18 protein-coding genes and 1 other annotated feature are annotated in these 23,805 nt (G+C 46.5%); of the genes, 16 read left to right on the top strand and 2 right to left on the bottom strand.

Annotated elements, in window-relative coordinates; all coding sequences use genetic code 11:
* Positions 1–102: 102 nt before the first annotated feature.
* On the top strand, positions 103–2,430 hold the full coding sequence (gene lon / locus AR337_RS07075; RefSeq protein ID WP_059171310.1) for an endopeptidase La: 2,328 nt from the start codon (positions 103–105) through the stop codon (positions 2,428–2,430).
* Positions 2,427–3,011, top strand: coding sequence for a ribosome biogenesis GTP-binding protein YihA/YsxC (gene yihA / locus AR337_RS07070; RefSeq protein ID WP_059171309.1), 585 nt, complete (start codon positions 2,427–2,429; stop codon positions 3,009–3,011). The genes lon and yihA overlap by 4 nt, the downstream gene beginning before the upstream one ends.
* 121 nt (positions 3,012–3,132) lie before the next feature.
* On the opposite strand, the gene AR337_RS07065 is transcribed toward yihA, so the two are convergent.
* Positions 3,133–3,618 carry a DUF5668 domain-containing protein gene (locus AR337_RS07065; RefSeq protein WP_059171308.1) on the bottom strand — a complete coding sequence of 162 codons (486 nt, stop codon included), beginning with the start codon at positions 3,616–3,618 and terminating at the stop codon, positions 3,133–3,135.
* Between the two features lie 260 nt (positions 3,619–3,878).
* Here AR337_RS07065 and hemA point away from each other — a divergent pair, with 260 nt between their 5' ends.
* The 10 genes from hemA (at position 3,879) to ysxE (ending at position 15,887) form a co-directional block, all read left to right on the top strand.
* On the top strand, positions 3,879–5,222 hold the full coding sequence (hemA, locus tag AR337_RS07060) for a glutamyl-tRNA reductase (protein ID WP_059171307.1): 1,344 nt from the start codon (positions 3,879–3,881) through the stop codon (positions 5,220–5,222).
* 17 nt (positions 5,223–5,239) lie between these two features.
* Positions 5,240–6,073: a cytochrome c biogenesis protein CcsA gene (ccsA, locus tag AR337_RS07055; protein WP_059171306.1), complete on the top strand. Its 834-nt coding sequence runs from the start codon at positions 5,240–5,242 to the stop codon at positions 6,071–6,073.
* Positions 6,074–6,393: 320 nt separating this feature from the next.
* Positions 6,394–7,656, top strand: a complete 1,263-nt coding sequence (gene iscB, locus AR337_RS07050) for an RNA-guided endonuclease IscB (protein ID WP_059171305.1) — start codon at positions 6,394–6,396, stop codon at positions 7,654–7,656.
* A gap of 54 nt (positions 7,657–7,710) precedes the next feature.
* Entirely contained in the window at positions 7,711–8,649 is a 939-nt protein-coding gene (gene hemC, locus AR337_RS07045) for a hydroxymethylbilane synthase (RefSeq protein ID WP_059171304.1), read from the top strand.
* A complete protein-coding gene (locus AR337_RS07040) occupies positions 8,646–9,440 on the top strand; it encodes a uroporphyrinogen-III synthase (protein WP_059171303.1) in 795 nt (264 codons plus the stop codon). Before hemC ends, AR337_RS07040 begins: the two co-directional genes overlap by 4 nt.
* Positions 9,441–9,489: 49 nt before the next feature.
* Positions 9,490–10,470 carry a porphobilinogen synthase gene (gene hemB, locus AR337_RS07035; protein WP_059171302.1) on the top strand — a complete coding sequence of 327 codons (981 nt, stop codon included), beginning with the start codon at positions 9,490–9,492 and terminating at the stop codon, positions 10,468–10,470.
* 75 nt (positions 10,471–10,545) lie between these two features.
* Positions 10,546–11,832 (top strand): glutamate-1-semialdehyde 2,1-aminomutase, encoded by a 1,287-nt coding sequence (gene hemL / locus AR337_RS07030; protein ID WP_059171301.1) that lies wholly within the window; start codon positions 10,546–10,548, stop codon positions 11,830–11,832.
* 264 nt (positions 11,833–12,096) lie between these two features.
* On the top strand, positions 12,097–13,497 hold the full coding sequence (locus AR337_RS07025; protein WP_059171300.1) for a M48 family metallopeptidase: 1,401 nt from the start codon (positions 12,097–12,099) through the stop codon (positions 13,495–13,497).
* 148 nt (positions 13,498–13,645) lie between these two features.
* A complete protein-coding gene (gene spoVID, locus AR337_RS07020) occupies positions 13,646–14,770 on the top strand; it encodes a stage VI sporulation protein D (RefSeq protein ID WP_253701547.1) in 1,125 nt (374 codons plus the stop codon).
* Positions 14,771–14,855: 85 nt separating this feature from the next.
* Positions 14,856–15,887 carry a spore coat protein YsxE gene (gene ysxE / locus AR337_RS07015; RefSeq protein ID WP_059171298.1) on the top strand — a complete coding sequence of 344 codons (1,032 nt, stop codon included), beginning with the start codon at positions 14,856–14,858 and terminating at the stop codon, positions 15,885–15,887.
* Between the two features lie 18 nt (positions 15,888–15,905).
* Here the strand turns inward: ysxE and AR337_RS07010 are convergent, their stop codons facing one another.
* Positions 15,906–16,094 carry a hypothetical protein gene (locus AR337_RS07010; protein ID WP_059171297.1) on the bottom strand — a complete coding sequence of 63 codons (189 nt, stop codon included), beginning with the start codon at positions 16,092–16,094 and terminating at the stop codon, positions 15,906–15,908.
* A gap of 155 nt (positions 16,095–16,249) precedes the next feature.
* Positions 16,250–16,479, top strand: a binding site (T-box leader).
* A gap of 124 nt (positions 16,480–16,603) precedes the next feature.
* Between AR337_RS07010 and AR337_RS07005 the strand changes: the two genes are divergently transcribed.
* The 4 genes from AR337_RS07005 (at position 16,604) to AR337_RS06990 (ending at position 23,804) form a co-directional block, all read left to right on the top strand.
* A complete protein-coding gene (locus AR337_RS07005) occupies positions 16,604–19,246 on the top strand; it encodes a valine--tRNA ligase (RefSeq protein ID WP_059171296.1) in 2,643 nt (880 codons plus the stop codon).
* Between the two features lie 362 nt (positions 19,247–19,608).
* A complete protein-coding gene (locus AR337_RS07000; protein ID WP_059171295.1) occupies positions 19,609–20,910 on the top strand; it encodes a folylpolyglutamate synthase/dihydrofolate synthase family protein in 1,302 nt (433 codons plus the stop codon).
* Positions 20,911–20,999: 89 nt separating this feature from the next.
* Positions 21,000–22,718, top strand: coding sequence for a sensor domain-containing diguanylate cyclase (locus AR337_RS06995; RefSeq protein ID WP_253701545.1), 1,719 nt, complete (start codon positions 21,000–21,002; stop codon positions 22,716–22,718).
* Positions 22,719–22,982: 264 nt separating this feature from the next.
* Positions 22,983–23,804, top strand: a complete 822-nt coding sequence (locus AR337_RS06990) for a hypothetical protein (protein WP_059171294.1) — start codon at positions 22,983–22,985, stop codon at positions 23,802–23,804.
* Position 23,805 lies beyond the last annotated feature (1 nt).

Below are 23,805 nucleotides of genomic sequence, written 5' to 3'. Positions count from 1 at the left end.
CTATAACGATATATTAGACACGCTTTCTTAAATAAGATAGAATTGTACAAAGACAAATCCTAACTTTAGGATAATTGATTGCATTTTGGAGGTGCAAGGGTAATGGCCGAAACCAATGATAAAATCGTCCCCCTTCTGCCGCTTCGGGGTTTGCTGGTCTATCCTACAATGGTTCTCCACTTGGATGTAGGACGGGAAAAATCTGTTCAGGCACTCGAAAAAGCGATGGTTGATGACCATCTGATTTTTTTAACAACCCAAAAGGATATTTCGATAGATGAGCCGGCTGAGGAAGACTTATACAATATCGGCACACTGACAAAGGTCAAGCAGATGCTGAAGCTTCCGAACGGCACAATCCGTGTATTGGTCGAAGGCCTTCAAAGGGCAAGGATTGTTTCCTTCGATGATTTGGACGACTACTTTTCTGTCAGCGTCGAAGCATACGAGGACAGGAATACAAAGGATGTAGAAGACCAGGCCTTGATGAGGACGATGCTGGATTACTTCGAGCAATACATAAAAATGTCCAAAAAGATCTCTGCTGAAACCTACTCATCCGTGGCGGATATTGAAGAGCCAGGCCGGATGGCGGATATCATTTCCTCCCATCTGCCCCTGAAGCTTAAGGACAAGCAGGAAATCCTTGAAACAATCGATGTAAAGGAACGCATGTCCAAGGTTGTCGACATCATCCATAACGAAAAGGAAGTCCTGAATCTTGAAAAGAAGATAGGCCAGCGTGTAAAGAGGTCCATGGAGCGGACCCAAAAGGAATACTATTTGCGCGAGCAGATGAAGGCCATCCAGAAGGAACTTGGCGAAAAGGAAGGCAAGACTGGTGAAATTGCTGAACTGACGGAGAAAATCGAACTCGCCGGCATGCCGGAAAACGTTAAGGCGACCGCGTTCAAGGAGCTGGACCGGTATGAAAAAGTTCCTTCGAGTTCTGCGGAAAGCGCTGTTATCCGCAACTATATCGAATGGCTTGTATCATTGCCGTGGACGAAGAGAACAGAGGACGACCTCGATATTGACCGATCGGAAAAAATATTGAATGAGGATCACTATGGATTGGAAAAGGTCAAGGAACGGGTGCTGGAGTACCTTGCTGTGCAAAAGCTTACCAACTCCTTGAAAGGTCCGATCCTATGCCTTGCAGGCCCTCCGGGTGTCGGAAAAACAAGCCTGGCCAGATCGATTGCACGGTCCCTGAACCGCAATTTCATTCGCGTTTCGCTTGGAGGCGTACGTGATGAATCGGAAATTCGCGGCCACAGGAGGACATACGTCGGCGCTATGCCGGGCCGGGTTATTCAAGGGATGAAAAAAGCAGGCACGATAAATCCTGTATTCCTTCTGGATGAAATCGACAAGATGTCAAGCGACTTCCGCGGTGATCCATCGGCTGCGATGCTTGAGGTCCTGGATCCTGAACAAAATCATAACTTTAGTGACCATTATATTGAAGAGCCATATGACCTTTCCAAAGTCATGTTCATTGCGACTGCGAATAATCTAGCAACCATCCCGGGACCGCTCCGTGATCGGATGGAGATCATCACGATTGCAGGCTATACCGAAATCGAAAAGGTCCACATTGCAAAGGACCATTTGCTGCCAAAACAACTCAAGGAAAACGGGCTTTCAAAGGGTACCCTGCAGGTCAGGGAAGACGCCATTCTGAAAACCGTTCGTTATTACACAAGGGAAGCGGGTGTCCGTAGCCTTGAAAGGCAAATGGCCACGATTTGCCGGAAGACGGCCAAAATCATCGTTGCCGGCGAAAAGAAAAAGGTTGTTGTCACGGAAAAGAACCTTGAAGATTTCCTCGGCAAGCCAAAATTCCGCTATGGCCAGGCCGAGCTGGAGGATCAGATTGGCGTTGCGACAGGCCTCGCCTATACGACGGTAGGCGGAGATACGCTGCAAATCGAGGTTTCCATCTCTCCAGGTAAAGGAAAGCTTGTCTTAACAGGAAAACTTGGCGATGTAATGAAGGAATCCGCACAGGCGGCATTCAGCTACGTCCGTTCGAAGGCAGAAGAGTTGGGAATTGAACCGGATTTCCATGAGAAGCATGATATCCATATCCACGTTCCAGAGGGTGCTGTGCCGAAGGACGGCCCATCTGCGGGGATTACGATCGCAACGGCTCTTGTTTCGGCGCTATCAGGCAGGCCGATTCGCCGTGAAGTCGGAATGACTGGCGAAATTACGTTGCGCGGCAGGGTACTTCCGATTGGCGGCTTGAAGGAAAAGACGCTAAGCGCCCATCGCGCGGGGCTCACGAAAGTGATTTTACCAAAAGATAATGAAAAAGATATTGATGATATACCTGAAAGTGTGCGCAATGAACTGCAATTCGTACTTGTTTCCCATGTGGATGAGGTGCTGAAGCACGCACTGTCGGATGGGGGAAAAGAATGAAAGTAATAAGCGCGGATATTGTAATAAGCGCGGTGAAGCCGGAACAGTATCCTGATTCTGCTTTGCCGGAGTTTGCCCTTGCTGGCCGTTCCAACGTTGGCAAGTCTTCGTTTATCAATAAGTTGCTAAACCGGAGGAACCTTGCCCGTACATCTTCAAAGCCGGGAAAGACGCAGACGCTGAATTTTTACCTTATTAATGAAGAACTGTTTTTCGTGGATGTCCCGGGGTATGGGTACGCAAAGGTGTCGAAGACGGAGCGCGAGGCGTGGGGGAAGATGATTGAGACCTATATCACGTCGCGCGAGCAGCTGAAGGCGGTAGTCATGATTACCGACCTTCGCCATCCGCCTAGCGCGGATGATAGGATGATGTATGATTTCCTTAAGCATCATCAGATTCCTTGCATTGTTATTGCGACAAAAGCTGATAAAATTCCGAAGGGAAAATGGCAAAAGCACCTAAAGATAACAAAAGAGACGCTTGATGTCGATCCCGCTGACCCGATTGTCCTTTTTTCATCGGAAACCGGGGAAGGAAAGGACAAGGTGTGGGCGCTGTTCAAGGAATATATGGGTTGATTTGTTTGTAGAATACTATAGGGAAAGGCCTGGCAGAAAGGTTGGTTTTCAACCCTATGCCAGGCCTTTTTTAAAATTGCCGACCCTAGTTGTTTTTCGCCCGTGGTAAGAAAGCATTCGGTCATTTCTTTCTGGCGAATACAAGCCAAGCGCCGATTGCGATAAGGAGGACCGGCCAAAATTTCCAGGCAAGCGACATATTGCTTTGGACCACGCCAAGCCAAGCGCCTACTTTATCCGTAAACAGGAGAAGGATGGTGACCAGAAGGAAAAGGAGCCCCTGAAACAGGCCATTCCCCGTCTTTTGGTAGCGGAGCAAGAAGCCTATGGCAATGATTGCGATGAACGAGCCGATATGGGCCGGCCAAAACGGCACCTTGCCGGCTACGTGGAAATGAAGGCCAAATCCCGTTAAAATCGTCCCGGGAAGGATGGCATCATGGTCCCTTGTGAAATACCCCTGTCCCAAGAATGCCACCCCGACGATAATGAGGAGAGTCGGCCATGTGTAATAGTCCTTAAGGAAGGAAACCCCTGATTGCTGAAGAAAAAAATAAGCCCCGAAACCAATCAGGACAATTCCAGGAAATAATTGCTGGTTTTTCATTGTTCCAACACTCGCTTCCAGTAGAGTTCTCTTGATATATGGCGGTTTATTTGCTAATGTACATAAGGATGGACAAATTTATTTAAACCAAAAGATGGCGTACCTTGACACCCAATAGTGGGCTGCCCAAGGCGCCTGCGCTTTTAATGATACCATAGAGTTTCGGTTTCTGTTCACATTTTTCGGGCAAATAGAGAAATCGGCCATGATATAATCTGAGTAGTTAGTTACGTGATTAAGTTGGGGGTGTTATTAACTAGATGCATATTTTAGTGGCAGGAATCAATTACAAAACCGCCCCAGTGGAAATCCGTGAGCGGCTTACATTTAAACAGGAAGATTTGCGAGAGGCGGCAAGGACCCTTAAAGGGAAAAAGGCGATTCTTGAGAACGTCATCCTGTCGACCTGCAATCGTACAGAAATCTATGCAGTCGTTGACCAGGTGCACACCGGCCGATATTATATGAAGGAATTTCTTGCTGAGTGGTTCGGCCTTGAACAAAGTGAATTTTCCCCGTTCCTGTTCATTTATGAAGGGGATGGAGCTGTTGAACACCTGTTCAATGTCGCTTGCGGCCTGAATTCGATGATTCTTGGCGAGACGCAGATTCTCGGCCAGGTGCGTTCGAGTTTTTTCCTTTCCCAGGAAGAGGGGACGACTGGAACCGTATTCAACCATCTCTTTAAACAAGCTATTACAGTTGCGAAACGTGGCCATGCTGAAACAGATATTGGCGCGAATGCCGTGTCCGTAAGCTATGCAGCAGTCGAACTCGCAAAGAAAATATTCGGATCGCTTGAAGATAAGCATGTCCTGATTTTTGGTGCCGGCAAAATGGGCGAGCTTGCAGCCCAGAACCTGCATGGAAACGGGGTTGGCAGCGTTACAGTCATCAACAGGACATTTGAAAAGGCACAGCAGCTTGCTTCTCGTTTTGGAGGCCGGGCAAAGCTGCTTTCGGAACTGCAGTGTTCACTTGTTGAAGCAGATATTGTTATTAGCTCAACCGGTTCGGATAATTTCGTCATCACGAAGGAAACGATGGACCAGGTCGAGAAACTCCGGAAGGGCAAGCCTCTTTTCATGGTGGATATTGCTGTCCCGCGTGATCTTGACCCGCGTATTTCCGAATTGAATAATGTCTTTTTATATGACATCGATGATCTTGAAGGTATTGTGGAAGCGAACCTCCAGGAACGCAAAAAAGCAGCCGCAGTCATCATGATGATGATTGAAAAGGAAATTGTCGATTTCAAGCAATGGCTTGGCATGCTTGGCGTTATCCCGGTCATTTCAGCGCTTAGGGAAAAAGCGCATGAAATCCAGTCAGATACGATGACGAGCATCGAGCGAAAGCTGCCTCACCTTACCGACAGAGAAAAGAAGGTATTGAACAAGCATACAAAGAGCATAATTAATCAGCTGCTTAAAGATCCGATTCTCCAGGCCAAAGAGCTTGCAGCACGCCCTGATGCCGAAGAGGCGCTGGATTTGTTTATGACAATCTTTGATATCAAGGAACTTGTCGAAGAGCAACAACAAACGAAAGCAGCCGAAACCAATAAAGAAATGGTTCATGCACCGCAGGCTTCCTTTCAGTAATAAGAGGGGTATTGTCTATGTTTGACATCCATATGACGCGACTGCACGAATTGACTGTTATTATTTACGCCTTAAGTGTGCTTTTATATTTTTTTGATTTTATCCACCATAACCGGAAGGCGAACCGCGTTGCCTTCTGGTTACTTGCATTTGTATGGGTTTTGCAAACGGCATTTTTATTTTTTTACATGTTAAAAACAGGCCGGTTCCCGGTTCTCACCATCATGGAAGGGCTTTATTTTTATGCATGGGTGCTGGTTTCCCTGTCGCTTGGCATTAATCGGCTGCTGAAGATGGATTTCATCGTTTTTTTTACAAATATCCTTGGTTTCATCGTCATGGCTATCCATATCTTCGCGCCGCTTCAATATGAATCGCACGTAATAGGCGAGCAGCTCATTTCCGAACTCCTGCTAATCCACATTACAATGGCCATTCTTTCGTACGGGGCATTTTCTATGTCGTTCGTTTTTTCCTTGCTGTACTTGCTCCAATACGATTTGCTTAAAAGGAAGAAATGGGGTACGAGGCTTGTTAGGATAGCGGACCTCTCCCGGCTAGAGCAGCTTTCCTACCTACATGCCGTAATCGGCGTCCCAATGCTGCTGTTAAGCCTTATTCTCGGGATGCAATGGGCATTTTTAAAAGTACCTGACATGCCCTGGTATGATATGAAGGTCATCGGCTCCTTCCTGCTGCTGACCGCTTATAGCATTTATTTATATTTACGGATTGCCAAGAGCATGGCCGGCAAATCGCTTGCATTATGGAATATTGCTTCATTTCTGATCGTATTGATTAATTTTTTCCTGTTTGGAAAATTGTCTTCATTCCACTTTTGGTATTCGTAAACTAGGAGCTCGGAACAGTTAGTGAAAAACCATAACAAATTACATCAAACCATACTAAAATGAAACCCAATCGTTTTGGATGAGACTGTTCCGTGCTCTCAAGCCTAAGTGAGTGTAGTTTCCTGAAAGGGAAATAGCACGATGAACTACGTTAGTGGAATCAGGTAAAGAAACACCTGCGGATGTGTCCACCAGTCTGCTGCTCTGTTAGCTATAAGGAAGACCGTTTCCTAGGGTTTGGAAACCAAACACCGAAATAGCATGTCCTATCCATTGACATTGGCAAGGAGGAAAATACCCGTTATGGAGGTTGGTCAGAAATGACCCATTGTTTTGTGTTAGATGCTCAAGGCCGCAAATTATCTCCAACAAAAGAAAAACGAGCTTGGTATTTAATTCGGAAACAGAAAGCTATTTTGAAATGCAAATTTCCTATGGTGATTCAACTTGTAAGGGAAGTGCCGGAGGAAGAGATTGATTCAACACCCATACATCTAGGCATTGACGATGGTTCCAAGTTAGTTGGGATTGCTTTAGTACAAGAATGCAGGACAGAAAATAAACCTGTATTCAAAGGAACCATTGAACTTCGAATTGATGTAAAGGAAAAATTGGCAGTAAGGCGCGGGTATCGACGATACAGGAGACATCACAAAAAGTATCGTCCAGCTCGGTTTGATAATCGTTCTTCTTCAAGAAAAGAAGGGAGAATTCCTCCAAGCATCAGACAGAAGAAAGATTCTATTTTGCGAGTAGTGAGGCAGCTAACCAAATGGGTGCGTATCGATGAAATATTTTTAGAAGATGTCTTAATCGATATTCGTGCGCTGGAAAAAGGCTATAACCCATATCGATGGGAATACCAACTAAGCAACCGCCTAGATGAAAATATAAGAAAGGCAGCCATTCTTCGGGACCGAAATACGTGTCAAGATTGCGGTGCAACAAACACCAGAATGGAAGTGCACCACATTACCCCAAGGCGTTTAAACGGCAGTGATTCCATTCATAATTTAATAACACTCTGTTTAACTTGTCATGAAAAAATAGCAGGGGAAGAGTTACTCCACAGTCAAAGATTCTATCAAAAAATTAAAGGGAAAAGCATTTCTTTCAGGGATGCAATGCATGTAATGCAAGGGAAAACCTATCTGCAAAAAGCTTTGAAAGAAATAGCCCCATTAAACCCTACAACCGGTGGAGATACAGCAAATAAGCGAATTGATTGGGATATTGAAAAGACTCATGCAAATGACTCCATTGTAATTTGTAATTTAAGAGTAAATCCAGAACAATGTGAGATGAAAGATTGGGTCATAAAACCCATGAAAAAAAGGTCAAACAAGAAAATAAAATCGGCAAACGGTATTTATCACCGGGATTTTGTAAGGTATACAAAACGTAACGGGGAATCCTATATTGCTTATATCACGGCTTTATATCCAGAAAGAAATCAATGTAACATGACAACCATTGATGGAAAGATCTTGAAAAGGTACGGTCTTTCAAGACTATCCTTACTATGGCGTTTTAACAAGATTTATTGGTTAATAAATTCAAATGAAGGAGGTGAATCCTGGTAGCATAATAAGGTAAGTGTTACAGTTTGTTACACTTTTTGTTACCAGGCTTTTAAAATGAGAAAAATTATTGTAGGTTCCAGACGGAGCAAGTTGGCATTAACCCAGACGAATTGGGTTATTGAACAATTGAAGAAAATTGCCGGCCCTTCCTTCGAGTTCGAGGTGAAGGAGATTGTGACGAAAGGGGACCGGATCCTTGATGTTACATTATCAAAAGTTGGAGGCAAAGGCCTTTTTGTAAAAGAGATCGAACAGGCAATGCTCGATAAAGAAATCGATATGGCTGTCCATAGCATGAAGGATATGCCGGCTGTTTTGCCAGAAGGGCTGACAATCGGCTGTATTCCATTCAGGGAAGACCACCGTGATGCGCTAATCTCAAAAGAACATGTTAAGCTTGCCGACCTGCCTGCTGGCTCGGTCATCGGAACGAGCAGCCTGCGCCGCAGCTCCCAGCTGTTGCTGGAGCGGCCGGACCTTGAAATTAAATGGATTCGCGGCAACGTTGATACGCGGCTTGATAAGTTGAATAATGGTGAATACGATGCCATCATCCTTGCTGCGGCTGGGCTTTCACGCCTTGGCTGGGAAAAGGAAGTCGTTACGGAGTTCATTGATGCCGAAGTATGCATCCCGGCAATCGGCCAGGGGGCGCTTGCAATCGAATGCCGTGAGAACGACAGCGAACTGCTTGAGATTTTTGAAAAATTCACCTGCAAAAAGACTGCCTTGGCGGTTCAATCAGAGCGTGCCTTCCTCAGAGAGATGGAGGGCGGTTGCCAGGTTCCAATTGCCGGCTTTGCTACTGCTGAAGAAAATGGTGACATTACACTGAACGTGCTTGTCGCCTCACCGGATGGAAAAGAAGTGTACAGGGAAACTGTCACTGGCCAGAATCCGGAAGAACTTGGCGTAAAGGCTGCAGAATTAATGATTGAAAAAGGTGCGAAAGAGCTGATTGACCGTGTTAAAGAGGAGCTGGACCATGAATGAAAAGGCCGCTGCCCCTAAGCAATAAAAAAGTGCTTATACCAAGGGGAGCCAGCCAGGCCAAGCCGTTTTCCCGGCTCATTGAAAAGCATGGAGGGATTCCTGTTGAAATCCCTCTTCTTTCCTTTCGGCCTGTCGGGATGGACGATTCCCTAAAAAAAGTGCTTGCCTCAGTGGATACGTATGACTGGATTGTGTTTACAAGCAATGTGACAGTTGAAACCTTCCTATCATTTTTTTCGAACGGAAAGCCCGAAAAGCTGCCACAAATAGCAGTCATCGGGGAAAGGACCGGTCGCTTTTTAAAAGAAAAAGGGTTCGAACCGGACTTTATTCCGAGCAAATACGTTGCCGAAGTATTCGCTGATGAATTTATCGCACATATTAAACAAGGAAGCAAAGTCCTTATCCCGAAAGGAAACCTGGCTAGGGAGCATATTGCCAAAATGCTGAAGCTGCACGGTTCCATTGCCGAAGAAATTGTCGTCTATGAAACGTATATGCCTGAAGATAGCAAAACGAAGCTTAAAGAAATGCTTCCAAAGGGTGAACTGGACGTCCTTATGTTCACTAGTCCTTCGACCGTCGACCATTTTATTGAAGTAGCTGGAGAATCAGGGTTTAGGGAACTGGCAAACCGCTGTGTTGTAGCATGTATTGGACCGGTTACCCAAAAGAGGCTGCAATCTCTGGGTGTCACCGTCCATGTCAGTCCTGGCCAATATACTGTGGAAGACATGTTAAACAGTACAATCGATTATTTGGAAAGCATACAGAAAAAAGATAAAATGTAGAAAGAAATGAAAATCTGGCTTTTGCCAGAAATGTCCGGAGGTTAGCAGAATGGAACTTCAATTTTCACGTCATCGCCGTCTGCGCACAAGCGCAAATATGAGAGCCCTGGTTAGGGAAACCCATCTTCATGCAGAGGATTTTATTTACCCTCTCTTCATCATCGAAGGAGAGAAAATCAAGAATGAGGTTCCTTCCATGCCAGGGGTTTACCAGATTTCAATGGATCTCCTCGGTGAAGAAATCGATGATATTGTCTCACTTGGCATCAAGTCCGTCATCCTGTTCGGTGTACCCGCGACAAAAGACGATTGCGGATCAGGAGCTTACCATGATCACGGGATTGTCCAAGTGGCGACTAGATTTATTAAGGAACGCCACCCAGAACTGATTGTTGTTGCGGATACATGCCTCTGCGAATACACCAGCCATGGACATTGTGGTGTCGTTGAAGGGAATCGCGTCCTGAATGACCCGTCGCTTGAGCTCCTTGTCCAAACGGCCATAAGCCAGGCAAAAGCCGGTGCTGATATTATCGCGCCTTCCAACATGATGGACGGCTTTGTTGCAGCAATCCGTGCTGGCCTTGATGAGGCTGGCTTTGAAGATGTGCCCGTCATGAGCTATGCGGTCAAGTATTCATCCGCATTTTACGGACCTTTCCGAGATGCTGCAGACAGCACACCGCAGTTCGGAGACAGGAAAACATACCAGATGGACCCTGCGAACCGGATTGAAGCAATGAGGGAAGCAGAATCCGATGTGCTTGAAGGAGCGGATTTCCTCATCGTCAAGCCAGGCCTTCCTTACCTCGATATTGTCCGTGACGTGAAAAACAACTTCAATTTGCCGGTTGTCATTTACAATGTCAGCGGCGAGTATGCAATGGTGAAAGCCGCCGCGCAGAACGGCTGGATTGATGAAAAAGCGGTTGTCCTGGAAATGCTGACAGGGATGAAACGCGCAGGCGCAGACTTGATCATCACCTATTATGCGAAAGACGCTGCACGCTGGCTGAAGGAGCAAAAATAAAGGCTGGCTAAATAGTTTGGACAGGTTGTTTTTGTTCGGTTCTCGCTCATCCTAAAATAGAAAGAGGGAAAGCTCATGCGCTCATACGATAAATCAATCGAAGCATTCAAAGAAGCTAAAACGCTCATGCCTGGCGGGGTAAACAGCCCTGTCCGCGCTTTTAAGTCGGTCGATATGGACCCGATTTTCATGGCACGCGGGAAAGGCTCGAAAATCTACGATATCGATGGAAATGAATACATTGACTACGTCCTTTCATGGGGCCCGCTGATTCTTGGCCATACAAACGACCAAGTAGTCGAAGGAATTAAAAAGGTTGCGGAGCTGGGCACAAGCTATGGCGCGCCAACGTTAATGGAAAATGAATTGGCCAAGCTGGTAATGGAACGTGTTCCATCTATAGAGATCATTCGGATGGTTTCTTCAGGCACCGAGGCGACGATGAGCGCACTCCGCCTTGCAAGAGGCTATACGGGCAGGAATAAAATCCTCAAGTTTGAAGGATGCTACCACGGCCACGGCGATTCCCTGCTGATCAAAGCCGGATCCGGAGTTGCGACGCTCGGCTTGCCAGACAGCCCGGGAGTTCCGGAGGGTGTTGCTAAAAATACAATTACTGTTCCTTACAATGACTTGGATAGCGTCCGTTACGCGTTCAAAGAGTTTGGAGAGGACATCGCTGGCATCATCGTTGAGCCGGTTGCAGGCAATATGGGCGTTGTTCCGCCGCTTCCTGGCTTCCTTGAAGGCTTGCGCGACATTACATCCGAGTATGGCGCCTTGTTGATTTTCGATGAGGTCATGACTGGCTTCCGTGTCGGCTACAATTGCGCACAGGGATACTTCGGCGTTACGCCTGATTTGACTTGCCTCGGCAAGGTCATTGGCGGAGGCCTGCCTGTTGGCGCATATGGCGGCCGCGCGGAAATCATGGAGCAAATCGCTCCAAGCGGTCCAATCTACCAGGCCGGAACTCTGTCCGGGAACCCGCTTGCCATGACAGCAGGCTACGAAACCTTGAGCCAGCTGACACCTGAACATTATGAGGAATTCATTCGCAAAGGCGACATGCTGGAAAAAGGCCTGACTGAGGCAGCTGCGAAACACGGCGTCCCGCTCCGGTTTAACCGTGCCGGCTCAATGATTGGCTTCTTCTTCACGAATGAAGAAGTAACAAACTATGAAAAGGCCAAGACATCCAATCTTGAATTTTTCGCACAGTACTACCGAGAAATGGCTGACCAAGGCGTATTCCTGCCGCCGTCCCAGTTCGAAGGCCTGTTCCTGTCGACTGCCCACACGGACGAAGATATTGAAAAAACAATCCAAGCTGCCGAAATCGCATTTTCGAGGCTGAAATAATTTGTTGCAGCTCCCGCCGGGTCTCCGGCGGGAGTTTTTACATTAAAAAGCGGTGAACTATGAGTGGCAGGAGCCGGGATGAAGACAGTTTCAGCGTGTGCATGGGCTCCAAACTGTCTTCATTACCCCGAAGAAGACAGTTTCGGGAAGAGGTAACCCTCATTCCGATGGCTCGTGTGAATTATGGTAAAAAGAGGCAAGTGACAGCCGCTTATAAACCACTTATAATTTCTATTATCTGACTTAAAGGGGACAAAGAATTCATTGAACCACCACGAACCGGCACCGAGGGATTTGATTTATCGAAAGGAAAAAATTTACTTTTGGGTTGTTTTTCTTTGCAGCATCCTTTCTTATATTCTCTTTGCGGTGTCTATTATTGGGCTGCCGATCCTGGTCGGCCTGTTTATTTTTTCATTTTTGCTGCATGGAATTATGATGGGGCAAATCAGGTCGAATGCGGTTAAGCTATCACCTGCTCAGTTCCCGGAAGTCTACAACAAAGTCGAAGAGCTATGCGGGAAAATGGAGTTGAGAAAGGTCCCCGATGTGTACGTCATGCAGTCGGGAGGCGTCCTGAATGCGTTTGCTACCCGCTTTTTCAGAAAAAATATGGTTGTCGTATACTCTGAAATCTTTGATTTAATCGAAGAAGGCTGTGAGGAGGAACTCACGTTTGTCCTGGCTCACGAGCTAGCCCATATTAAACGGAACCATTTAGTGAAAATGGCCTTTATTCTTCCGGCAATGTGGATTCCCGGCCTTGCAGAAATGTATCTGCGTGCATGCGAGTATACATGCGACCGGTACGCAGCTTACTATAGCGGCAATCCGGCCGCTGCCAAAACGAGCCTTGCCATGCTGGCGATTGGCAAAAAAGTGTTTTACCGCGTGAACCAGCAGGAGTATATGAACCAACTCAACCAGGAAAAAGGTTTTTTTGTTTGGCTTAGCGAGATTTTATCAACGCATCCTCCGCTGCCGAAAAGAATTCATGAGATTCAGGTTTTCTTTGCAGATGGGGAAGCATCTGAAATTATTAAAAAAAGCCGGCTGAGAAGCACAGCTTACGGCTTAGTTATTGTGTTTTTATTCAGCGGATTCGTAGCTTCGATATTTACAAGTCTTGCAGCCATTGGTTCGTTTGATCCTTTTCCGGATATGGAAGAGGAAGCCTGGAGCGAAGAGGAAACTTCTCCTCTCATCCAGGCGGTCATCATGGGTGACACCCAAAAGGCGAAGAAGCTCGCCCAGGATGGAGCCGACCTTGAATTCGAGGATTATAACAGCTATACGGCGTTGGATTGGGCAATAAAATCAGGCGATACTGAACTGGTGAAGATGCTTCTTAATGAAGGGGCAGACCCGAATTATGAAACAGGCTATTCAATGACGCCGCTAATGACAGCTGCCGAAAAGGGCAATCCAGAAATACTCGAGCTTCTCAAATCCGCAGGAGCAAAAGTGAATTACCAGGAGTCTGATGCGGGGATGACAGCGCTTATGTACGCTGCTATGGGTGAGGACGAGGAAACGGTAAAACTTTTACTGGCGTATGGTGCAGACCCGTCTCTTATGGACTATCAAAATATGACCGCCTATATGCATGCGATCGATACCGGCTCCGAAAAAATTGCAACTCTTTTAAAACCAGTTAAAAAGTAAACGCATGGGCTCCCCATGCGTTTTTCCTATGTACGAGTATGCGCGGACGGCCACTCGTAACGAATGGAAGATAGTCTTGAACAATAGCGATTTTTTATCATAAAGCCTTTCCAGAATTCATAAAGTGTAAGTGACATGGTGATTTTTTATGAAGGACATGAAAGGAGGAGTCGCTTTGTCCCAGGAGAAACAATCGTCTCTGCGATTTTCTTTAGAGGAATCCTTGTGGTTCCGGAAAGGACAGGAAGTCGATGAGCTTGTATCGATTTCATTAAGCCCGGATATTACGATTCAGGAGAACGATCAGTATGTGAACATCCGCGGCGCGCTGGATTTGTCCGGGGAATATGAATGCAAATCGGGCGGCCTTGAAGAGGATTCCGAGGGATCGCCAGGCCTAAGATATGTTCAGTCGGTCGCGCCAAGGGAGGCCGGAATATGCGAATTTGTCCACCGCTTCCCGGTTGACGTTACCATTCCGGTAAACCGTATTTCGAGCATTTATGATATCGACGTCATTGTGGATTCTTTTGATTATTCTTTTCCGGAAAGAAGCTGTATGAAGCTGACCGCGGATTTGATTATCAGCGGCCTCTATGATGGCCAGGGTTCGTCAGAGGAACCGGAAGCAGAAAACGAAAGGGAAGAAATCTCCATTTTGGACCGGATTTTGGATGCTGACACGGAGGATGAAGACGAAGAGGCCCTAGTTGCATATGAGTTTGAGGAGGAAGAAGAGGAGTTGGTTTTTGAAGCGGAAGCCAGGCGTGCTCCCGAGGAGGACTCCGTGGATAACCCGGCTGCTTTTTCAACCTTCCCATTCCCTTCCTATTGGAACCAATTTCATGGAGTGCTCCCATTTAATCCTGCAAGGAGCGAAAATATACAGCAGGAAGATTTGAATGCCGTGCCATTTGCGCCGCCCGTCCAGTCAGAAGCCGCAGAGGAAACTGTTGTAGAGAAACACGCTGAAACGGACACTTCGGAAGCTGAAGAGGTAGAATCTTCTTCCTCGTCCCCTGTGCAGGCAAAAAAGAAAAAGGGCAAGAAAAAAAGCATGTCCCTGACCGAGTTTTTTGCGCGGAAGGATGAGGGCGATGAGCATACGAAACTGAAGGTATGCATCGTCCAGAAGGGGGATACGCTTGACCGTATTTCCGACAGGTATTCTGTGTCCATCCAAAACCTTCTGCGCTACAACCGTCTTGATTTAAACCAGGATGTGTACGAGGGACAGGTGCTGTACATTCCCGCAGCCTTAGCAAAGAAATAGCCGAATACATGCAGTTGAGCGGGCGAACAACTCGCTCACTGTTTATTTTAAAAAGGGAACTTTCCAAAAAGCGAGCTGAAAACCAATGAATGAAACAAACCGCCTGAGGGAATTCGCCCCAATCCTGGAGCCTTACATGATCAATCCCTATTATGTAGAGGATTATGGGAAAATTAAAAAGGTTTACAGCAGCAAAGGAACTTTTGCATTGAAATCAATCGATGCCCGTGAAGGAATCGACTTCATCCGGTATGTCCAAGATTTATACCAGCGCGGCTATAACCGGATTGTCCCAATTTATCCCGCATTGGATGGAAGGTATGGGATTCTTTCTGGCCAAAAACTCTATTATCTCATGCCCTGGCTTCCGAATGACCTTAAGGATGGGCTTGATGACAGGAACCTCTCGATGGTCCGTGAATTGGCAAGACTTCACACTCTTTCGTCGCGTGAGGTTAAAGTCGGGAAGGAAGCACGCGAGGAGCATTTTGAAAAAATGTCTAGGCAGTACGAGAAAAACCAGGAATTCCTAGATGGATTCATAGAAAAGTGTGAAAAAAAGATTTATATGTCCCCGTTTGAACTGCAGTTTTGCCTATATTACAATGAGATTTCCCAAGCATTGAAGTTTTCAAAGGAAAAGCTTGACGCTTGGAAAGAGGAAAGCAAGGAACTTGAGAAGGCAAGGATGGTCATCATCCATGGGAAGCTGTCTCCCGAACATTTCATTTACAATGAAACAGGGCAAGGCTATTTCATTAATTTTGAACAGTCGGGCTATGGCTCGCCAACCCATGACCTGCTCCCATTCATGTCGAGGATGCTTGAAACCCAGCCAAGGCGGAGCGAGGAAGCAGTCCAATGGGTGACCCATTACTTTAAATACTTTCCGTTGAAACCGGATGAAAAGCTGCTGTTTTACAGCTATCTATCGCATCCGCTACAAATAACCCGTGTGGCCGAAGCTTACTTCAACAAACGTGGGACGAAAAACGAGTTCAAGTTTTCGAGGAAGCTATTGAAGGAATATTGGCATCTTAAAAATACTGAATATGTTGTGATGAGACTATCCGAAATTGATCAAATGCAGCAGGCAGCAAAAGAAGGAGCCCAGTGATCTGTCCACCAGGGCTCCTTAAATAATTTCCATATAAATTGCTGTAGTAAGTAAAATAAGAACGGCCAGAAAAATTACATCAAACGACGTTGGAAAAATAATCGTCCGAATTCCCTGGAAAACGCAAAACGGGATGCTGAACTGCACGGCCACTACCCGAATCCTCCTCAGCCATGAAGGATACATATAACGGTTGAATCTTTTCATGGAACATCCCTCCCGGTGTATAGTACACCATTATATGCTGGCACAGCCCAGATTGTGTGGACCTATTTTTAATAAAGGGTTAAAAACGAAAAAAATTGGCCATCCTGATTGACGTTCCCCTATCTTTTTGGGTAGTATAAGATATAAATTAATAGTAAAAAGCAGTGACAGGGAAAAGTACAGTGCCCCGTTGCATTCCAGAGAGGGAAATTTGCCAGCTGAAAGATTTCCCATGCAGCCCATTGGAACGTCACCCTTGAGCTTCTTCCGCTAAAGGCTCCGCGCCCGGTAACGGAAGACGGATCGACTCCGTTATTCAATTAAGAGCCGGTGTTTTTTGCCGGAAAAAAGGTGGTACCGCGATCGCACTCCATTCGTCCTTTTATTGGATGAGTGGAGTTTTTTATTGGAAAAGCGAAGGCGCTGCTCGCTGTAGCTAGACAAGGAAAAGCGGAGGCAAAGTTAATCGCCTCACCCCGTTTTTTAAAGTTTATCAAGGAGGAATTACGATGGATCAAAAAGAAATCAGCATGCCGACGAAATACGACCCGCAGTCGATCGAGCAGGGACGCTATGACTGGTGGGTTAACGGAAAATTTTTCGAAGCGAAGGATGACGAAACAAAACAGCCTTACACGGTTGTCATCCCGCCGCCGAACGTAACCGGGAAACTTCACCTTGGCCATGCATGGGATACAACGCTCCAGGACATCATCACCCGGATGAAAAGGATGCAGGGCTTTGACGTTCTTTGGCTGCCGGGGATGGACCATGCCGGGATCGCGACCCAGGCGAAGGTTGAAGAAAAACTGCGCAACGAGGGAAAAACCCGCTATGATCTTGGCCGCGAAAAATTCGTTGAGGAAACATGGCGCTGGAAGGATGAGTACGCCGGCCATATCCGCACACAATGGTCAAAGCTTGGCCTTGGCCTTGACTACAGCCGTGAGCGCTTCACATTGGATGAAGGGCTATCCGATGCGGTTAAAAAGGTTTTTGTTGCACTATTTGAAAAAGGCCTGATTTACCGCGGCGAATACATCATCAACTGGGATCCTGCCACTAAAACAGCCCTTTCCGATATTGAGGTTATCCACAAGGATGTCCAGGGCGCGTTTTACCATATGAGATATCCGTTGGCTGATGGTTCCGGCCACATTGAAATTGCGACAACCCGCCCTGAGACAATGCTCGGTGATACAGCGGTTGCCGTCCATCCGGAAGATGATCGCTACAAGCATCTTATTGGAAAAACAGTTATCCTGCCAATCATTGGCCGTGAGATTCCGATTGTTGGTGATGATTACGTTGATATGGAATTTGGCTCAGGTGCTGTTAAAATTACGCCAGCCCATGACCCGAACGATTTTGAAATCGGCAACCGCCATAACCTTGAGCGCGTTCTCGTCATGAACGAAGATGGCTCGATGAACGCGCGCGCTGGCAAGTACAACGGCATGGACCGCTTCGAATGCCGCAAACAGATTGTCAATGACCTCCAGGAGGAAGGCGTCCTTTTCAAAATTGAAGACCATTTGCATTCAGTCGGCCATTCAGAGCGGAGCGGCGCTGTTGTTGAACCCTATCTTTCAACCCAATGGTTCGTAAAAATGCAGCCACTCGCTGATGAAGCGATTGCCCTTCAGCAGAAGGAAAACAAAGTCAACTTTGTTCCGGACCGTTTTGAAACAAACTATTTGCGCTGGATGGAAAACACCCGCGACTGGTGCATTTCACGTCAGCTTTGGTGGGGCCACAGGATTCCTGCCTGGTACCATAAGGAAACAGGCGTGGTTTACGTTGGTGAAAACCCTCCTGCGGATGAAGAAAACTGGAAACAGGACAACGACGTACTCGACACCTGGTTCAGTTCGGCGCTTTGGCCGTTCTCGACAATGGGCTGGCCGAATGAAGATGCTGCCGACTTCAAGCGTTACTTCCCGACAGATGTACTCGTTACTGGGTATGACATTATTGGATTCTGGGTATCGCGGATGATTTTCCAAAGCCTTGAGTTTACAGGAGAGCGCCCGTTCAGGGATGTTCTGATCCACGGCCTCGTTCGTGATGCGGAAGGCCGCAAGATGAGTAAATCGCTCGGCAACGGCGTTGATCCGATGGATGTTATCGCCCAGTATGGCGCTGATTCCTTAAGGTACTTCCTTTCAACAGGAAGCTCGCCAGGCCAGGATCTTCGTTACAGCACCGAGAAGGTTGAAGCGACGTGGAACTTCGCGAATAAGATTTGGAATGCTTCCCGTTTCGCCTTGATGAATATGAACGGCCTGAAATATGAAGAAATCGATTTAAGCGGTGAGAAATCGACTGCCGATAAATGGATTTTGACAAGGCTGAATGAAACGATTGAAACGGTAACCCGCCTGTCCGAGCGCTACGAATTCGGCGAAGTCGGCCGCGCTCTGTACAACTTTATCTGGGATGATTTCTGTGACTGGTATATCGAGATGGCGAAACTTCCGCTTTACGGCGAAGACGAAGCTGCCAAAAAGACAACCCGTTCCATTTTGGCTTATGTACTCGACAATACAATGAGGCTGATGCATCCATTCATGCCGTTCATCACAGAAGAAATTTGGCAGCACCTCCCGCATGAAGGCGAATCGATTATCGTTGCTGCGTGGCCAAAAGCGGATGCTTCGCTGACGGATGAGGAAGCTGCCGCCGAAATGAAGCTGCTGGTTGAAATGATCCGCTCAGTACGAAATATCCGTGCCGAAGTAAATACACCTTTGAGCAAAAAAATAAAAATGCTCGTTAAGGCGAAGGATGAAACTGTGCTTGGAATGGTTGAAAAGAACCGCGCCTACATCGAGCGCTTCTGCAACCCTGAAGAGCTCCAGATAGGAACAGACATTTCCACTCCGGATAAGGCGATGACAGCGGTCATTACTGGTGTTGAAATTATCCTTCCCCTTGAAGGGCTGATCAATATCGAAGAAGAAATTGCCCGCCTGGAAAAAGAAAAGGCCCGCCTTGATAAAGAGGTTGAAAGGGTCCAGAAAAAGCTTGGCAACGAAGGCTTCGTCAAAAAAGCACCTGAAAGCGTTATTGAAGAAGAACGCGCCAAGGAAAAGGACTACTCCGAAAAACGCGCGATCGTCGAAGCACGCATTAAGGAATTGAGAGGCTAAACCTGTTTGGAATAAGACAGCGGAAGACGAATCACAACTGGGGTTCGTCTTCCGGCTGTTAAGTTAGCAGGCGGCCCTCAAGACCTTTTCGATGAAGAAACCAATGTGAAACGGTCCTGACAGAGGTTCTCAAGACCGTTTCGATTAAGAATCCGATGTAAAACGGTCCTGACAGAGGTTCTCAAGACCGTTTCGATCAAGAATCCGATGTAAAACGGTCCTGATATAAACGTAAAAGTTCTTTATAAGCCGGACCCGGATCACTGAATCATTAAAAAAATAAAACACATATCTTTGAATTGGATTGGTTGCGGCGCCCGACAGAATGGGCGCCTCCGCTTTTCCTTTGGAGGGCAAGAACGATGTTTCAAACATATGATGAAGCGCTTACTTGGATACACGCAAGGCTGAGGCTTGGCATCAAGCCGGGGCTAAAACGAATGGAGTGGATGATGGAGAAGCTCGGTAATCCCGAGAGAAAAATTAAAACCGTCCATATTGGAGGGACGAATGGGAAGGGGTCGACCGTTACGTTTTTACGCTCGATTCTTGCGGATGCAGGCTACACAATCGGAACCTTCACGTCCCCTTACATCGAGAGCTTCAATGAGCGAATCAGTGTAAACGGCAAGCAGGTATCGGATGAGGAATTACTTGAACTCGCGAATCGGATCAAGCCGCTTGCTGACGAATTGGACAATTCAGAGCTTGGCGGGCCAACCGAATTTGAAGTAATTACGGCGATGTCATTTGTTTATTTTGCAGAGGTAAAACAAGTTGATTTTGCTATTTATGAAGTTGGGCTTGGCGGCCGGTTCGATTCGACGAATATTCTCATGCCTCTTGTATCTGTCATTACCAATGTCGGGCTTGACCATATTTCCATTCTTGGCGATACATATGCGGAGATTGCTTTTGAAAAAGCGGGGATTATTAAGGAAGGCCTCCCGGTCATAACCGGAACTCAGCATCCCGAAGCGCTTGCTGTAATCGAAAAGCAGGCCGCAGAAAAGCATTCCTCCACCTTTAAGCTCGGGGAGGAAATCCGTGTGAGCAGCCATTCAAAAATACACAAAGGGGAACGTTTTACTGTCTCTACCCCTTTTGGCGAACTGGCCAATCTTGAGGTTTCGATGATTGGCATCCACCAGACAGCGAATGCGGCCCTCGCAGTGACCGCGGCTCAATACTTGATTGAAAAAGGTGATATTAAAGCTGGGGAACCGGAAATCAGAAAAGGGCTTAAGAATGCTTTCTGGCCGGGTCGGCTCGAATTTGTTTCGGAAAAACCAACTGTTATTCTTGACGGCGCCCATAATACGGAAGGAATCGAATCGCTGGCTGCTGAACTTTCAACACGCTTTTCCGATAAAAAAGTCCACATCGTGTTCGCTGCGTTAAAGGATAAGCCGCTCGGGAGCATGATTCATCGCCTCGAAGAAGTTTCCGACAGGATGACATTCGTTTCCTTTGACTTCCCGAGGGCTGCTAGTGCAGAAGAACTATCCGTGCTAAGTGGCAAGCCGGGAAGTGGAGTGGAGAATGATTGGAGAGGATTCCTTACTAATGAAATCAAGGAAACTCCCGATGGGTGGATTCTGGCCATAACAGGCTCTTTATACTTCATTTCCGAGGCAAGGCGATTTATACTTGAAAATTTTTAATAAAAAAGTCAACTTAATGTGACAAGTGTGGATTTATTTGGTAATATAAGTTTAAATATTGTGACTATTTTCCTGGAGGTGGGAATGTATTGTCGGTAGCCCCGGGTATGAAAAAATGGATATTTATTCTATGGCTTTTGCTCGTCCCTCCCGGCCTTGTTTTGACATACATGATTTCGCCTCCACCAGCCGGCATAAATGGCATTGAACTATTAGGCTATCTAATCCTGTGCGCGATTGTAGCCTCTATGCCTATGGTCATCAACGGCACACCTATCTTTTTAATCCAATGGGTGTCTATTGCCGTTTTCCTCAGGTACGGACTTTTCGTTGAAATGATTGCGGTCCAGCTGTCGGTGCTTGTTCTATTATTCAAGCTACGCATCCCTAAGGAAGGGATGTTCAGGCTTCCTTTGAATTCACTGATGTTTTTTATTGTTTCATTGTTGAGCGGGGTTGCCTATTTTCAAATTGGCGGTACAATTCTTCCAGACTTTGGAGATGGTAAGCAAGCCGTCTTATTTGCAACTTTCTACGCCACAATTTATTACGTTCTTAACCAGTTGATTGTCATGCTTAATCAAAGGGTGATATACAGGAGCAAGGAATCGTTTTTCGGCAAGGATTTCATCTGGGAGACCATTACATGTGTAATAACACTGCCGCTTGGTTTTGTCTTATATATGCTCCATCGGGATCTTGGGTTGCTAGCCCTGATTTTCATAGGAGGGCCGTTTGCAAGCGTGTCCCTTATCCTGCGAATGTACGATTCGAGCCAGCATATAAACGAATACCTCCAGAAAGCTGCTGAAATCGGCCACCAGCTGGCCGAGAGAATCAATGTTGACGAGGTTACTGACCTGTTTTTGCAAAAGCTTACGGGCATGCTGCCTGTCGATTACGCTTATGTTCTCGAAATACAGGACAATGATGACATTTACCTGTCAAGGCGGGTTGAAAATGGTGTAGTCCTGCCTAACACCCATATGGGCCTCGAAAAACATAAAGGAATAAGCGGAACTGTGTGGGGCACCGGAAAACCTGTCCTCTTTGGTTCAAGAAAGGAATGGCGCCACATTGCGAGCGCGAATATCCCTCTTGATGCCGAGAGTATCCTTGGTATCCCAACAATGAAAAACGGGAAGATTGTCGGGGTTGTAGTCCTTGCTTCGAGGAGGAAGCGCGCGTATGAAAAATCGCAGCTGATCATTGTTGATATCCTGTGTTCACATTACGCAATCGCTGTTGAAAATGCCCGCCATTACGAGCAGGCAAAGGAAGATAGCGAGCGCTGTTCCCTGACTAAGCTGCATAATTACCGTTATTTTGAAAAGGTATTGACCAGGGAATTCGGAATGCTTGAAAAGAATGTTCGTGAGAGGCTCGCGCTAATAATACTTGATATCGACCATTTTAAAGCTGTCAATGATACATATGGCCATCAAAGCGGGAATGAAGTATTGAGGGAACTGGCATCGAGAATTGAAAACATTGTTGGGGAGTCCGGCACGGTTGCCCGGTATGGGGGCGAGGAATTCGTCATCCTCCTGCCGGAAGTGACAAGCCGTGAAGCGTACAACCTAGCCGAACTGATTAGGGAATCGATTGCCAATTGGCCATTCATCCTATCTGAACACATGGAAGGCAGAAGCCCAATGCTTTCTATTAAAATAACAGCATCTTTTGGCATCGCCACCGCGCCAGAAGATGCCGATGACCCGCTGGCCCTCATCCGCCATGCTGACCGTGCCCTCTACGTTGGGGCGAAAAGGGCGGGCAGGAACAGGGTCGCAGCGTATGTAAAATAATGAAATCATAAAAAAGCTGGTTCCTTTAATGGAGCCAGCTTTTTTGCTGTGGAGAAAACTTTAAAATAATTTGGACAGCCGTGAAAACCCTCCTTGTTTTTGGAAAGTTTTCACCATTATGGGTCACCGTCCTCTTTTTATCGTCTTTGGTTTATTATACAATAAGGAAAAAGTAGAATTTTGTCATTATATCTTAGTTTCCTAGTAAATTTGAAATACCTTGAAACATATTGCCAGTTTTTGAGGGAATTGGGGGTTTTGCATTTGGAATTGATATTCGGGCTGGCTTCATTTATCTTGCTTCTGCCTGTTCTATATTTTCTCCCACTTGGCATAACGGGTAAGGGAAAGGTTGTTATCGCGTTAATTGCATTAATTTTTGCCGTTGCTGCTGGATTTGTGGCACAGATTGTTCCTTTATGGCAAAATGCTCTTCTTGTTATTGCGATTGGAGGCGGGACTGCGCTCCTGTTCGACCGAAAGCTTGGATCCTTTTTTTATAGCAACCAGGAGGATATCGGCAGGATTGAATCGTTAGCGTCTGAACATGATAGTGCAATACCTGTTTTTGAAAAAATTGAGCCAGTAGTGCCAACAGTAGTGAAGGAAGATCTTCTTTTGCCAGATAAGGAGGATACGATTGTTCCGTGGTTAGAGGCAGAAGAGGCGGCTGTCCTATTTTCCAATGATGAACTGGAGGGTTTGATAGGTTTAGAACAATTTGGCCAAGGGGATATCCTCGAACCTATCGAAAGAATAAACCCAGTTGTACAGAACGAACCTGGAATTGAGCAGCCAGCAGATATCCCGTTTCTTGAAGACATTGGCCAGCTTGAAGCACTGGAAGACTATTTTGATAAAACTGGACCGGTTTCTCCGTTTAGTGAAGTTATCACAAGTCCATTTGAAGAAGGGGATTTGGAAATCCTAATTCATAACGAGAAAGAAGCCGGGCAGCCGGTTTTAGATTTTAACAATCCGCATAAAGATATCTTTCAATTTGAAGAACATGACGATTATCTCACTGCCTTGCAAGAAACGGCTGCAGGGTTGGAAAAGGCAGCGGAGGGGAACAGAAATGTGTAGG

This window comes from Bacillus sp. FJAT-27445, assembly GCF_001510665.1.
GTDB lineage: Bacteria > Bacillota > Bacilli > Bacillales > Cytobacillaceae > Bacillus_D.
Note: the sequence above shows the minus strand (reverse complement) of the source record. Positions and strands in the feature narration are given on the sequence as shown.

What these genes read in the sequence shown, in the direction of transcription:
- ysxE (WP_059171298.1), top strand. Translation starts at nt 14,856, where the DNA reads ATGAATGAAACAAACCGCCTGAGGGAATTCGCCCCAATCCTGGAGCCT.
- AR337_RS07000 (WP_059171295.1), top strand. Translation starts at nt 19,609, where the DNA reads ATGTTTCAAACATATGATGAAGCGCTTACTTGGATACACGCAAGGCTG.
- ccsA (WP_059171306.1), top strand. Translation starts at nt 5,240, where the DNA reads ATGTTTGACATCCATATGACGCGACTGCACGAATTGACTGTTATTATT.
- hemC (WP_059171304.1), top strand. Translation starts at nt 7,711, where the DNA reads ATGAGAAAAATTATTGTAGGTTCCAGACGGAGCAAGTTGGCATTAACC.
- yihA (WP_059171309.1), top strand. Translation starts at nt 2,427, where the DNA reads ATGAAAGTAATAAGCGCGGATATTGTAATAAGCGCGGTGAAGCCGGAA.
- AR337_RS07005 (WP_059171296.1), top strand. Translation starts at nt 16,604, where the DNA reads ATGGATCAAAAAGAAATCAGCATGCCGACGAAATACGACCCGCAGTCG.
- lon (WP_059171310.1), top strand. Translation starts at nt 103, where the DNA reads ATGGCCGAAACCAATGATAAAATCGTCCCCCTTCTGCCGCTTCGGGGT.
- AR337_RS07040 (WP_059171303.1), top strand. Translation starts at nt 8,646, where the DNA reads ATGAAAAGGCCGCTGCCCCTAAGCAATAAAAAAGTGCTTATACCAAGG.
- spoVID (WP_253701547.1), top strand. Translation starts at nt 13,646, where the DNA reads ATGAAGGACATGAAAGGAGGAGTCGCTTTGTCCCAGGAGAAACAATCG.
- AR337_RS07065 (WP_059171308.1), bottom strand. Translation starts at nt 3,618, where the DNA reads ATGAAAAACCAGCAATTATTTCCTGGAATTGTCCTGATTGGTTTCGGG.
- hemL (WP_059171301.1), top strand. Translation starts at nt 10,546, where the DNA reads ATGCGCTCATACGATAAATCAATCGAAGCATTCAAAGAAGCTAAAACG.
- AR337_RS07010 (WP_059171297.1), bottom strand. Translation starts at nt 16,094, where the DNA reads ATGAAAAGATTCAACCGTTATATGTATCCTTCATGGCTGAGGAGGATT.
- hemA (WP_059171307.1), top strand. Translation starts at nt 3,879, where the DNA reads ATGCATATTTTAGTGGCAGGAATCAATTACAAAACCGCCCCAGTGGAA.
- hemB (WP_059171302.1), top strand. Translation starts at nt 9,490, where the DNA reads ATGGAACTTCAATTTTCACGTCATCGCCGTCTGCGCACAAGCGCAAAT.
- iscB (WP_059171305.1), top strand. Translation starts at nt 6,394, where the DNA reads ATGACCCATTGTTTTGTGTTAGATGCTCAAGGCCGCAAATTATCTCCA.